Origin of the sequence: Tautonia sociabilis, from assembly GCF_003977685.1 — a bacterium.
GTDB lineage: Bacteria > Planctomycetota > Planctomycetia > Isosphaerales > Isosphaeraceae > Tautonia > Tautonia sociabilis.
In genome coordinates this window covers 1-13006 of sequence record NZ_RYZH01000066.1, presented here as the reverse complement: position 1 = coordinate 13006, position 13006 = coordinate 1, and the positions used below count along the sequence as shown (strand labels likewise).

Annotated in this window: 10 protein-coding genes; 3 read left to right on the top strand and 7 right to left on the bottom strand. The window is 71.2% G+C overall.

What is annotated here, in order from left to right:
* Positions 1-20: 20 nt before the first annotated feature.
* Positions 21-1007, bottom strand: coding sequence for a C-terminal binding protein (locus TsocGM_RS22915; protein ID WP_126727793.1), 987 nt, complete (start codon positions 1005-1007; stop codon positions 21-23).
* A 46-nt stretch (positions 1008-1053) separates the two neighbouring features.
* Positions 1054-1716: a hypothetical protein gene (locus TsocGM_RS22910; protein ID WP_126727792.1), complete on the bottom strand. Its 663-nt coding sequence runs from the start codon at positions 1714-1716 to the stop codon at positions 1054-1056.
* Positions 1717-1902: 186 nt separating this feature from the next.
* On the opposite strand from TsocGM_RS22910, the gene TsocGM_RS22905 reads away from it, so the two are divergent.
* On the top strand, positions 1903-2682 hold the full coding sequence (locus tag TsocGM_RS22905) for an HpcH/HpaI aldolase family protein (protein ID WP_126727791.1): 780 nt from the start codon (positions 1903-1905) through the stop codon (positions 2680-2682).
* 233 nt (positions 2683-2915) lie between these two features.
* Here TsocGM_RS22905 and TsocGM_RS22900 read toward each other — a convergent pair whose 3' ends face one another.
* Both TsocGM_RS22900 and TsocGM_RS22895 read right to left on the bottom strand, forming a co-directional pair.
* Positions 2916-4247, bottom strand: coding sequence for a tetratricopeptide repeat protein (locus TsocGM_RS22900; RefSeq protein ID WP_126727790.1), 1332 nt, complete (start codon positions 4245-4247; stop codon positions 2916-2918).
* 324 nt (positions 4248-4571) lie between these two features.
* Positions 4572-5888, bottom strand: coding sequence for a glucuronate isomerase (locus TsocGM_RS22895; protein ID WP_126727789.1), 1317 nt, complete (start codon positions 5886-5888; stop codon positions 4572-4574).
* A gap of 282 nt (positions 5889-6170) precedes the next feature.
* Here TsocGM_RS22895 and TsocGM_RS22890 point away from each other — a divergent pair, with 282 nt between their 5' ends.
* Both TsocGM_RS22890 and pckA read left to right on the top strand, forming a co-directional pair.
* Positions 6171-6923, top strand: coding sequence for a phosphopantothenoylcysteine decarboxylase domain-containing protein (locus TsocGM_RS22890; protein WP_126727788.1), 753 nt, complete (start codon positions 6171-6173; stop codon positions 6921-6923).
* 180 nt (positions 6924-7103) lie between these two features.
* Positions 7104-8732 carry a phosphoenolpyruvate carboxykinase (ATP) gene (pckA, locus tag TsocGM_RS22885; RefSeq protein ID WP_126727787.1) on the top strand — a complete coding sequence of 543 codons (1629 nt, stop codon included), beginning with the start codon at positions 7104-7106 and terminating at the stop codon, positions 8730-8732.
* A 66-nt stretch (positions 8733-8798) separates the two neighbouring features.
* Here pckA and TsocGM_RS22880 read toward each other — a convergent pair whose 3' ends face one another.
* From TsocGM_RS22880 to TsocGM_RS22870, 3 genes are all read right to left on the bottom strand, one after another.
* Positions 8799-9869, bottom strand: a complete 1071-nt coding sequence (locus tag TsocGM_RS22880; protein ID WP_158633719.1) for a WD40 repeat domain-containing protein — start codon at positions 9867-9869, stop codon at positions 8799-8801.
* A 242-nt stretch (positions 9870-10111) separates the two neighbouring features.
* A complete protein-coding gene (locus TsocGM_RS22875; protein ID WP_126727785.1) occupies positions 10112-11812 on the bottom strand; it encodes a S10 family peptidase in 1701 nt (566 codons plus the stop codon).
* A 242-nt stretch (positions 11813-12054) separates the two neighbouring features.
* Positions 12055-12921 (bottom strand): hypothetical protein, encoded by an 867-nt coding sequence (locus TsocGM_RS22870; RefSeq protein WP_126727784.1) that lies wholly within the window; start codon positions 12919-12921, stop codon positions 12055-12057.
* Between the last annotated feature and the right edge of the window lie 85 nt (positions 12922-13006).

Below are 13006 nucleotides of genomic sequence, written 5' to 3'. Positions count from 1 at the left end.
CCCCGATCCCCCCGAGGCCCTCAGCAGGAGCGCTCCCCCCGGGCCGCCCGGTTGACCGGGCACCGAAGCGGTTGGCCGAGCAGAAGGCGGCGAACCTCCTCGGCCGACTTGCGGCGCATCTCCAGGAACCCTTCGACGCTGTAGAACGCCACATGCGGGGTCAGCAGGACCCGGGGATGGAAGCGGAGGCGGTCGTCGTCCAGCGGCTCCCGCTCGACGACGTCGAGGCCGGCGCCGGCCAGGTGGCCGGAGTCGAGGGCCTCGAGCAGTGCCTGCTGATCGACGATCGGCCCCCGGGCGGTGTTGATCAGCACCCCTCCGGCTCGCATCCGGGCCAGCCGATCGGCGTTGACCAAATGACGGGTCGTCTCGTCGAGGTAGCAGTGCACGCTGACGAAGTCGCTCTGCTCGAACAGGTCTTCGAGCGAGGAGGCCCGGCGGATCCCCAACGCCTTCTCGAAGCCAGGGACCACGAACGGGTCGAAGAAGACCACGTCGAGGCCGAAGGCCCGGGCTCGCAGGGCCGTCGCCGATCCGATCCGGCCGCAGCCGACCAGACCCAGCGTCCGGCCCCGAAGGCGGGGCACTCCGTAGACGATCGGCACGTCCCAGCCTCCTCGTCGGATCGCCTCGTGGCAGGGGCCCAGCCGGCGGACGACGGCCAGCAGCATCATGATGGCGTGGTCGGCCACCTCCTCGGCGCCGTAATCGGGCACGTTGCAGATGGGAATGCCCCGGAGATCGGCGGCCTCCAGGTCGAGGTTGTTGTAGCCGACGCCCGCCCGAACGATCCCCCGGCAGCGGCCGAGCCGGTTGATGGACTGCGCGGTGAGCATCGGCACGTCGTGGTAGACGATCAGGGCGTCGGCCGTCGGCAGCAGGTCGGCCAGGTCGGCCTCGCTGGTGGCGCCGGCCAGGTCGATCCGGGCGATGTCGCCCAGAATCGGCAACTCGACGTCGGCCTCGGTGAGAAAGTCGGTGACGACGACGCGGAAGGGGTCGGCCATCGGGGGGACTCGGGGCGATTGGTCGAGGAGGAGGGAGCCCGGCGGCTCATCGGGCGGCCGGCTCGGGGAGGAACCAGCGGAGAACGGCGCTGGGGTCGGCCAGGGCGAAGGTCGCCCGTGATTCGGGGCCGGCTCCGCCCGAGACGACAACCTGGGGGGGAAGCCCCCGGACGACCCGGGCGAGGGCCGGAGGCGGTGGGTCAAGCGACGCCGACCGGATGCCGTCCCTCGGCACGGACCACGGCTCCCCGTCCCAGGCCGAGGGGAAAAACCAGAGCCGGCGGTCGGTGAGCACCAGGGTGCCCGGTCGCGACCCCCGGCCCACTCGCATCCGGGCCGGCCTCGCGTCGGCCACGCGCTCCGTCGCGTCGAGGTGGAAGCCGAAGCCCCGGCCGTCGTCGTCGTCCCGGTCGGTCGCCGGCTGGAGCCAGCGGCGGAGCATCGGATCGACCGCCAGCCGGACGAGCACATCGAGCGCCTGGGTGATCAGCCCCGCCAGCAGCGCGGCTGAAACCAGCACCCGGGGCGAGTAGACCACGAGGAACGCCAGCCGAACCCGGGGCGGAAACCCGACGGCCTGCCGACGGATCGCGGCCCAGAGGGCCAGCTCCCCCAGCACCGCCAGGAACAGGGCGATCCGCCAGAAGGCGGCCCAGAAGGCCAGGCGGAGCCGACCCTCACGCCGGCCCGGCTCGATCGCGTCCCCCATCGTTCGGCTCGCTCCGGATCTCCCCCGATCGTCATCGATCGGTTATCGCCGATCCCCGCCCCCGGATCAACCCGCGCCGCCCCCGGGCGTCTCGGGCCCGATCGCGATAGAATCGCCACCGGGCGGCCCCGACGCCTCCCGTTGCCGATTCCCCCCGCATCCGAATCGAACGCTCGGAGGGCGATGATGCCTCGGATCAAGGACCGGCTGGCGCAGGGCAAGGTCGTGCGCCTGTTCGGGGTCGGCCAGCTGTTCCACCCCAAGATCATCGAGATCCTCGGCGAGCACGGCGGCTACGACGGCCTCTGGCTCGATCAAGAGCACGCCGGCCTCTCGCTCAAGGAGATCGAGCTGGCCGTGCTCGCCGCTCGGGGGTACGGGCTGGACCACTTCGTCCGCCTGCCGGCGACGGACTACGCCTCGATCATGCGCCCGCTGGAGATCGGCGCCGGCGGGGTGATGGTCAGCATGGTCCGCTCCGCCGAGGAGGCCGAACGCGCCGTCCGCTGGGCCAAGTTCTGGCCCCGAGGAGAGCGCGGGATGAACGGCGGCAACCGGGACGGCCGCTTCGGCCTGACCCCCCTGGCCGAGTACGCCGAACGCAAGAACGCCGAGACATTCGTCGGCATCCAGATCGAGACGGCCGGCGCAATCGCCTCGATCGCCGAGATCGCCGCCGTGCCCGACGTGGATCTTCTCTTCGTCGGCCCGGCCGACCTGAGCCAGGTGCTCGGCGTCACCGGCCAGTTCGAGCACCCCAAGTGCTTCGAGGCCATCGAGCGCATCGCCGACGCCTGCCGGGCCGCCGGCAAGCCCTGGGGCGTCGTCCCCCGGGGGCCGGAGTACGCCGACCGCATGTACGCCCTCGGCTGCCGCATGTTCGTCGGCGGGCTGGACATCCACGCCCTGCACGAGGGCATCCGGTCGTTCAAGAGCCGGTACGCGGCGCTCTTCGATCAGGACTGATCCCCGGATCCCCCTCCCGGAAGCGCCGTCGAGCCCCCAACAGGCCGGGGGCGATCCAGACTCAGCCGCTCCCCGGGGCGAGGGCGATTCCCCCCGCGAGGGCCGGCCGGCCGGTTCCCGGCCCCCAGCCGCGATCGCCGACGTCCGGCCCGATCGACGGGCCCGACGACGAGCGATCCGGTGCGGTGCGGTGCAGTGCGGTTTCAGCGACGATCGAATCGAATCGAATCGAATCAGAACGCGCCGTAGGCATCGCTCCCCCGAGGGTAGCGTTCGAGGGTGCTGAGCACGCCGTCGTTGACGCGGCGGTAGAGGCCGGAACGATACTGGGGCTCGATCTCTCGGAGGATCCACTGGCGGGCCTCGTCGGAGAGGCCTCGAGCCCCCATCGCCTGGGCGATGCCGCCGAGGGCCTCCAGGCGGTCGACGTCGTCGGGATAGAGTGCAATGCAGCGCCGGGCGTCGGGAAAGCGACCCGCGGCGATGAGGCTCTCGATCAGGACGTCGTTGAGCGTGCCTCGGAGGTCGTCGATCGGGATTGAGGCGAGAATGCGGGCGCACTCGGCGAAGTCGCCCGTCGCCCGGTCGGGGTCTCCCCGGCGCGCCTCCCCTTCGGCGACGGAGAGGACGGCGTCGAACCGAAGTTCCAGCCCGGGAATCGATCCGGCGACCTGACGGCCCAGCTCGAACTGGTTCGAGACGGCCGCCGACGAGGCGACGGCCGACAGGGCCACGTCGCGCCAGACCGGCACGTCGATCGACCGGGCGTGCTCGGCGGCCAGCTCGATATAGCGGGCGGCCAGCCGTCGCAACTCGGGGACCACCGTCTCCTGCTGCTCTCCCAGGATCTGCGGGTTGCGGAAGGCGACGATCCCGATGTCCTGGCCGCCCTTGGCCTGCGCCTCGGCAGCCAAATACATGGTCTGCGGGCGATAGCCGAGCTGCTCAATCCGGGAGGCCAGCTCCGCGGAGCGCTCGAAGGCCTCGAGCGCCCGCTCCAGCGTCTGGACCCGCTCCTCAACGGTCATCTCCGGCTCCAGGGACAGGATGCTCGCCGCCCCGGAAACCGCCACGTTGATGTCTTCCTGGGCCAGCTCGATGAACGCCCTGCTCGTCGAGATGAGCCGGAGATCGCGGCGGACGGGCTCGCTGATCTCCTCGATCGCCTCCGAGGCCCGGTCGAGCGCCCGGCGGGCCGTGTCGAGGTCCCGGGTCTGGATCTTGTAGATGGCGGCCTGAACCAGGGCGAGCGATCGGTCGACCGGGTCCTCGATGCGGAGGATGTTGGCGAGCAACTGCTCGTCGATCTGCTCGAGCTCCTCCCGAGTCAGGTCGGTGCCCGGCACGAGCGGCCGGCCGCCGATCCCCTGGCCGAGGGGCCCGTCGGGGAGCTGGCCGAAGTCCTGCTGGGCGATCACGACCTCCGGATCGGCCGCCAATCCCTCCCGGGGGCCTTCCGAGGCCCGCAGGGGAGCCAAGGGCCACGAGGCCGGCAGGGCCATCGCCAGCCCCAGGCCAAGGCCGAGGGCCCTCGCGCGGTGCGCGTCGCTGCGCTGTCTCAACATGGTGCTCCACCTCGCCGGTCGCCAACCGGACAGCTCCGCCCCTCGGTGGGCGCAAGGACATATCCTCCGGGCAGCCGCCCCGACGGCCGGCCCCCGTCCCAAGCGTTCCCCGCGATTGGGGGCCGGTCAAGCGCACCGACGATGGTGAGCGACGCCCTCGGTCGGGATCCTCCGGTCCCTCCGCCGGCGACGGTCGGGGCGGTTGCTCCCGGACGTGACGACACGCCCGGCGCGCCCCGCTCCCGGGCGCCCTCGGGCCCGATCCACGGCCCGGCTCCCGAGGGGAGGTCGTCGGCCCCCTCCCCGGGCTCCGGCGGGACGACCTCAGCCGGCCCCTCCTCCCGGCCGCTGGAAGAGGCGCCTGGGGTTCTCCAGCAAGACGAGCCGAGCCAGCTCCAGCGCCCGGTCGGCCGACCAGCCCCGGCCCCGGACACAGTCCTCGGCGAGAAACTCCGCCAGCAGTCGGCGGTACATGTTGAACTTTGGCAGGACGAATTCGAGCTTGTAGGCGTCGGAGTAATACCCCACCAGCTTGGTCTTCGGCACGGCCTGGAGCCGGGCCTTCAGGTCGGCGGCAATGAACGCGGGCACGTTCGAGTACCACCAGTGCCCGTTGGGCACGACGTTCGGGAAGATCCAGGAAAACGCGACCAGCTCGGCCCCGGCGTCGGGCGAGAGGGTCGACACGGGGAAGCTGACGCCCGGGAAGTGGGTGAACAGAACGGCGTAGTCGTGCAGGCTGACGCGGCGGTCGAACAGGTCGCGCCCGCCGGCGACGCCGCCAGGGTAGACGTTTCGGATCGGGCCGATCATCAGATCGAACGGCAGGTTCCACTCGGCGCACAGCTCCGCCAGCGTCCAGAAGACGAGCGTGCGCACCTCCTCGTGCTCGTCGGGACGGAGATCCATGTGCGTGATCGCCCGCCTGACCGAATTCTGCGACGCCACCGGCGTCGCCCGCCGGGGGACGAAATCGGGAGGCAGGCTGATGGCGCAGGCCCGGGCTCCTCGCTCGACGAAGTACTCGAACAACGCGGCGATCGCTAGGCGGAGCGACTTGACGTCCCCCACGTCAACGTTCGTCGACGCCTGGAGCCGCTGGATGGTCCTCGGCTCGTGCAGCTTCAGCACGAGGTCGTCGGTGCGCAGGCAGGGAACGTACTTCGAGGTGTCCCAGCCCTCCAACGGATCGTCGAACTCGTTGGTGAGGAAGACGGCCTCCAGGTTGGTCGTCTCCCAGACGGATCGGTCCCAGGCCTCGCCGGCGCCGGCGGCGGAGTGATCGGCCAGGCGGTAAAGGTCGTCGATCGAGTCGGCGTCGATCCGGTCCCCCTGAAAGCCGAAGAAGGTGCGGGCGATCTCCAGCAGCCAGGAATACTGCACCGTGTTGTCGATCCGGTGCAGGTGCCGGGCGAGGTTGCGTGCGCGCTGCTGGGGGGGGAGCCCGGGGTCGACCTCCGCGGCGGGCATCCCGGCCGAGTGGGCGAGTTCGGTATAGTAGTGATAGCCCAGGACCTCATCGAGGTTGCGCGACGCCGGCCGATGGGCGTCGATGTGCGAGTGCGGGTCGTAGATCGGCCAGGAGGCGATCTGCTCGAACAGCTCTCGGGCGAGCGGATCGGGCGGGGCGGCTTGGCTCATCACGCGGACCTCGGTCGGGGTCGTCTCGAATCGTGCTCGGCGGCGGAATCTCCAGGCCGATCAGCTTACGGTCTCCGGAGCGGGCGGCAAAGGCAAGGCCGATTGATCGGAGGGCAGATCGCTCATGGGATCCGCGACCAAGGCCCCGGCTCCCGAGACACTCCCCCAACACCGATTCGCCTGGCCGGCTTCACGCCCTCAGGCAAGTCGCACGGACCGGGAACCCTCGGCCCGAGGAGTGAGCCGACGGTGAGGGAGCCCCCAGCACCAACCCCAAGCCCGATGCGAGTGCTCGTCACCGGTGGCGGAACCACCGCGCCAATCGACGACGTCAGGCATCTGGCCAACGCCTCGACCGGCCGCTTCTCGGCCGCCATCACCGAGGCATGGCTGGAGCGAGGAGCGAGCGTCTGGCACCTCTGCGCCCCGAACGCCGAACGCCCCTTCCACCGAGACGCCCCCTGGTGGAACCTGGACCGCGACCCCGACGAGCTGCATCGCCGGCTCGACGAGGCCCTGCGCCGCTATCGGGCCCACCGCGACCGCCTGACGCTTCTCCCCCTGGCCGAGAACACCGTGGCCGGCTACGCCAGAGCGCTGGAACGAACCCTCCTCGACCCGGGGGGGATCGACGTGATCGTGCTGGCCATGGCCGCCTCGGACTACGAGCCGGCCCTGACTCCGGGCAAAATCAGCTCCGAGGCCGACGAGCTGCTCCTCCGATGCCGGAAGGCCCCCAAGGTCATCCGAGGTGTCCGGGACCGGGCGCCGGGGGCCTACATCGTCGGCTTCAAGCTGCTCTCCGGCGCGAGCGAGGCGGAGCTGATCCAGGCCGCCGAGGACTCCTGCCGCGTCAACCGGGTCGACCTGACCGTCGCCAACGACCTGCGCCGCTACCGAGCCGGAAGGCACACCATCCACCTGGTCCGCCCCGGCCATCCGGTCGAGACCTACGGCCCGGCCGACGGCGACCTGGCGGCGATCCTCGTCGATCGCGTCTCCTCCTGGGCAGGGCTGCCGGGCAGGCAGGAGTGATCCTCGGGAGCGTCGGAACCGCCCTTGCTGGCCCTGAGCGGCTGATGGTGTCATGATGGCTTCCCTCCGGGCTCGCGACGCCGGGGGATCCGTCCCCGTCCGATCGCCTCCACCGCCCGCACGACCTCCCGCCGAGAGGCAACGCCCCCAGCGAGGCTCTCCCCTGTCGCCGAGGACCCGATGAGCAGCACCGCCGACCGCCCGACCGATCCCACCGTCCCCGCCCCCGACCGCGCCGAGACGCTCGACGAGCTGGGCCTGACGGGGCTCAAGGCTCGGCACCAGAACCTCTCCCAGGCCATCCTCGTCGAACACGCCCTCCGCCGGGGGGAGGGGGAGCTGGCCCACTCGGGCGCCGCGGCCTTCCGCACCGGACCCTACACCGGCCGATCTCCCCAGGACCGGTTCATCGTCCGGGAGCCCTCCTCCGAGGCCGAGATCGCCTGGGGTAAGGTCAACCAGCCGATCGCCCCCGAGGTGTTCGACCGCCTCCTCGACCGCGTTCGAGAACACCTCCACGGTCGAGACGTCTACGTCATGGACACCCTCGCCGGCGCCGACCCGACCCACCGGCTCCCCGTCCGGGTCGTCTGTGAGCGGGCCTATCACGCCCTGTTCGCCCGCCAGTTGTTCATCACCCCCGGCCGGGACGAGCTGGCCCGCTTCCGGCCCGAGTTCACGGTGGTCGCCGCCCCCGACTTCAAGGCCGACCCCGCCCGGGACGGCACGCGCAGCGAGGTGTTCATCCTCCTGAACTTCGCCCGGCGGATGGTCCTCATCGGCGGCACGCTGTACGCGGGAGAGATCAAGAAGTCAGTCTTCTCGCTGCTGAACTTCCTGCTGCCGCGCAAGGGGGTGATGCCGATGCACTGCTCGGCCAACGTCGGCGATCGCGGCGACGTGGCCCTGTTCTTCGGCCTCTCCGGCACGGGCAAGACCACCCTCTCGGCCGACCACCGCCGCCACCTCATCGGAGACGACGAGCACGGCTGGTCCGACGACGGCGTCTTCAACATCGAGGGCGGCTGCTACGCCAAGTGCATCCGGCTGGACCGCACCAACGAGCCGGAGATTTATGGCGCCATCCGCTTCGGCACCGTGCTGGAGAACGTCGTCCTCGACCCCGAAACGCGCGTCTGCCAGTTCGACGACGCCAGCCTGACCGAGAACACCCGGGCCGCCTACCCGATCGAGTACATCCCCAACTACGTCCCCAGCGGCCGAGCCGGCCACCCGAGCCGCATCATCTTCCTGACCTGCGACGCCTTCGGCGTCCTGCCGCCGCTTTCCCGGCTCTCTGCCGAGCAGGCGATGTACCACTTCCTCTCCGGCTACACCGCCAAGGTCGCCGGCACGGAGCGCGGCCTCGGCGCGGAGCCGACGGCCACCTTCAGCGCCTGCTTCGGCGAGCCGTTCATGGTCCTGCCGCCAGAGCGCTACGCCGACCTGCTGGGCCGGAAGCTCACCCAGCACGGCGCCGAGGCCTGGCTGCTGAACACCGGCTGGACCGGCGGCGGCCACGGCCGAGGCAAGCGGATCCCGCTACCGCACACCCGGGCGATGGTCGATGCCATCCTCGCCGGCGCGCTGGCCGAGGCCCCCTTCGCCACCGACCCCATCTTCGGCCTCCGCCGCCCCCGCTCCTGCCCCGGCGTGCCCGAGACGATCCTCGACCCCCGCTCCTCCTGGTCCGACCCCTCCGAGTACGACGCCGCCGCCTCCCGACTGGCCAGCCTCTTCCGCGACAACTTCCGCCGCTTCACCGGGGTCGACCCGGCCGTCGCCGCCGCCGGGCCTCAGGCCGCCTGACAACGCCTGGAGCCATCCGCGCCGCTCCCTCGGTGCGGCCGGCTCCGGTCTTCATCCCCTCGGGGCTCAGACCGACTCGCTCAGGTCGATCAACGAAACCGAGCCCCCGCTGCCGACGACCAGGCGGCGACCGTCGGGCGAGAAGCTCACGGAGCTGGCCTGCAGGCGATCCACCCGGCGCTCCTGAAGCATCGCGCCGGTGGTCGCGTCCCAAAGCCGCACCGAGCCGTCAATGTGGCCGGTGGCCAAGGTCCGGCCGTCCGAAGTCATCGCCACACACAGCGACACCTTGCCGTCGAACCGGATCTCCCGCTTCGAGGCCCAGCCAGACTCCCCCTCCCAGAGCCGGACCGAGCCGTCCAGGCCAAGGCTGACCAGGGTCCGGCCGTCGGGGGAGTAGGCCAGGTCGAAGACGATTTGCCGAGGGCCGTGGGCCTCCCACCGCACCGAATCGGACCCGGAGCCATCGGCCGGGATGACCTCAATCGTGCCATCCCGGCCCCCCACCGCCACCGACGTCCCATCGGGAGCGAAGGCGCAACTGACCAGCACGTCCGGCCGCTCGAACTCACATTCAACCCGCCCCGACCCCGGATCCCAGACTCGGATGATGCCCTTGCTGTCGACCGACAGCAGCCGGCTCCCGTCGGCGGAGAACGCCATGTCCATCACCCGACACTGGTGGCCGAGCAGCTCCCGGATCGGGCGGAGGGAATCGGGATCGAGCAGCCGGATCGACCCTCCCGCGTCGGCGACCGCCACCGAGCGGCCCGAGGGGTCGACGGCCATCCTCGCGATCTCCATCCCGGCGGCCGATCGGCCCATCCGGAGCCGGCCCCCCTCAACGTCGACGATCGTCGGGCCGAGCAGCTTGTGGTCCAGGTAGACGGCCGCCCCCCCGGGAGCGAACGCCACGTCGGAAACCAGCGAGCCCCTCGGCAGTTCGATCCGGGAGCCCCCCGGACCGGGATCCGAGACCAGCGGGTAGGCCAGCGCCGCCAGCAGCAAGACGACGACGATCAGCCCGGGGCCGGCAAACCCGCGGCCCCCGCGTCGAGCGATCGCCCGAGCCCTGCCCTGGCCCTCGATCTCCCGATGGGAGCAATCGTCTCGTCTCGCCGTCGCGCTCGTCGCCATGATCGTCCCCTTCGTGCCTGCGTCACACCACGCGACGACCCGAGCCCCCGCGCGCAGCGGGGGCGCCGAGCCCCGAAGGACCATCCTGGCCCAGGGCCCGCGTTGTGAGGATCGCGCTCCCGGCGGCCGGCTGGGGGCGGTGATCCCCATCGGCCCGAGGTCGTCGTCGTGTCTACCAGGGAATTCGTCGGTCGGACCCGATCATTCGCCGGCTCGCAAAGTCAGGGGAGGTCCCCTTGTCCTCAACCGTTCGATCCCTCCGGCTCGCACTCCCTCCTCTCATCCTGGGCACGGTCGCCCCCCGGATCGGGCCGGGTCGGCGCCGATGACAATCCTTCGACCCCGTCCGACTCCGCGATGAATGCCGAGACGTGCCGCTTCAGGGCGACCAGCGATGGCTCGTGGATGTACATCATATGGCCAGCCTCGTATTCGTAAATTCGGATGTTGTCCCGCAGCTCGGGGTCGAGCCGGAGGTTGGCCAGGGTGTACTCGGTGGCGGCGTAGGGGGTGGCGAGGTCGTAGTATCCCGAGGCAACGAGGATCCGCATGTGAGGGTTCTTCGCCAGGGCGTCGCGCAGCTCGGCTCCCGTGTCGGCGAAGCCGCCGCCGCCGGCGCTGGAGACGCCGTAGTCCCAGCCTCGGACCCCCTCGCCGAGGATGTGGTAGGGCAGGTCCGACTCGTACCCGAGCTCGGTCCGGAGGTACTGGTTCAGCGTGCTCGTATATGGCGGCCGGATGGCGGCCAGGCTTGGGTCGAAGGAGGGGGAGTCGCCGGCCGGCTCGGGGTCGATCCCCCGGAACCGGCTGTCCAGCCGGCCGACGGTGCGGCTCTCGTCGCGGAGCAGCTCCTTGCAGAACCGCTGGATCTCGATCCGGAGGCCGACGTCCTCCAGGTACTCCGGATCGAGCCCGGTGTAGCGCGCCAGACGGTCGAGCACCGAGGCCCGCTCCTCGTCGGAGAGCCGGTCGCCGAGCTGGAGGGCGCGGGCGTAGTCGCCGGAGGCGAACGCCTCGACCTCGTCGAGGAACTCGCCCAAGGGGCGATCCTCCAGGTCGTCGGCCAGGCGGCCGTGGTAGCGGGCGGTCGCGGCGTAGGTGGGCAGGAAGAGGACGTAAGGCAGGTCGTTCCCGGTGCCGAAGCGGACCGTCTGGAAGTTCAGCACCGAGGAGACGAGCACCACACCGTTCAGGGCGATGCCGCGGTCGACCAGGTATTCCGACAGCCCGGCGGCTCGGGTTGTGCCGTAGCTCTCTCCCACGAGGTACAGGGGAGAGGTCCAGCGGCGGTTCCGGGTCAGGTAGAGCCGGATGAACTCGCCGACGGCGGCGATGTCGCCTCGGAGGCTGAAGAACTCGCTCGCCTTCTCCGGGTCGCTCGCCCGGCTGTAGCCGGTGCCAATAGGGTCGATGAAGACGAGGTCCGCCTCGGTCAGCCAGGTCTGGTCGTTGGGCACCAGGCGGTACGGCGGCGCGGGGATGCCCGGCTCCTCGGGCATCGGCACGCGCCTCGGCCCCAGCGCCCCCAGGTGCAGCCAGACCGACGACGACCCCGGCCCGCCGTTGAAGGAGAACATCAGGGGGCGGTCCTCCGGCTTCGCCACGCCGTCGAGCGTGTAGGCGACGTAGAAGACCGAGCCGGTCGTCTCTCCCCGCTCGTCCCGAATCGGCAGCGTGCCGACCGTCGCCGAGTAGGCCAGGGTCCGGCCGTCGAGGTCGAGCGTCTGGTGCGAGACGACCGGCTCCTGGTCCTCCTCACCTTCCTCCTCCTGCTCGGCGGAGGAGGCCCGGTCCTCGTCGTCCTCTCGGGGCCCGTGCCTCTCGAGCCCCAGGCCGGAGACGGAGCCGGAGCCGGATCCGGAGTCGGGCCGATCCTGGGCGAGGACCGGCCAGATTGGGACGGGAGGAAACCCAAGGAGCAGCACGATCAGGAACGCTCGCATCCGGTTGCATCCTCCCGCTCGGAACGATCCGTACGGCCCCGGATCGGGTGGGCGACCCGTTCCCGGGAGCAGGTGTCCAGGAGGCGGTGGAGATCCGCACCGAGCGGGGGGAGCGCGGACACCGAGGCGTGCTCCCGCTCCTGCTCCGGCCGGCTCGCTGTCTCGGGCGGCCAGCTTATCGAGGGGGCTCGGAGAATGCCAGCACGCTCCCGACTCCTGGCGAAGCCGGAAGGCGCCCGGGATCAGGGCGAACGCCCCCCGCCGACCCGGAAGCTGAGCGCCCAAACCAGGTACGTCCGGTCATGCAGCCGCCAGGCCCAGGGCCGAGCGGGCCGCACCCCGGTCACCTTCGAGGAGAGGACGGGGTCGTCCCGGAGCCTCCCCCGCAGCTCGGCGGGGTGGAGCCCGTGCATGTGGTTGCGCGTCCGGGCCAGCATCGGCAACAGCTCCGGGAACTCCTCCTCCGGCAATCCCGAGAGAGCCGGCAGGTTTCGGGTGGAGACAACGTCGGTGATGAGCGTCGCCTCCCCTCCGGGGGCGGTGAGCCGGGCCAGCAGGCGGAGGTGGCCGTCCCGGATCGCCTCGGCCACGGCGCCGAAGCGGGGGTGGCGGTCGCCGAGGGCGTGGGAGGCGGTCTCGACGAGCTGGCTGAGCAGGCAGGTCGAGGCCACTCGGTCGAACGGGCCGGGCAGGACCATCGGCACCCGGCCGGCCGGCCACTCGGCCAGCGCCCGGAGGTCGGCCGGGCCAACCTCGGCGAACGGCGACCAGCCCGAGATGGCGTCAAGCATGGCCGACACGTCCAGGCCGCCGTGCAGGATCAGGCCGGGTCGGCCCGCCACCCCCTGACGCTCGGCCGCGCCGGCCAGAGCCCCGGCGTCCAGGTCAACCAGGTGAACCTCGCGATGCCGAGCCAGCAACGCCGGCAGGTCCAGGTCATTGGCATTCCCCACCCCGAGAACGCAGAGCCGGGACGCCCCTTGCCCGCCCCCCTGCCCCTCGCCGGCCCCGAGCAGCGCCGAAACCCGTCGACGATGCCCGGCGAACCCCTCCCACTGGCTTCGGCTGGAGGCGTTGAAGGCGGCCTGCCGAGATCGGAGATCGTCCATCGCCCGTCGACTCGAGACTCCGGCCCCTCGGCTCCGATCCCTCGCATGAGGACGCCGAAGCCGAGCCGGCCATCTCCCCCCCCCC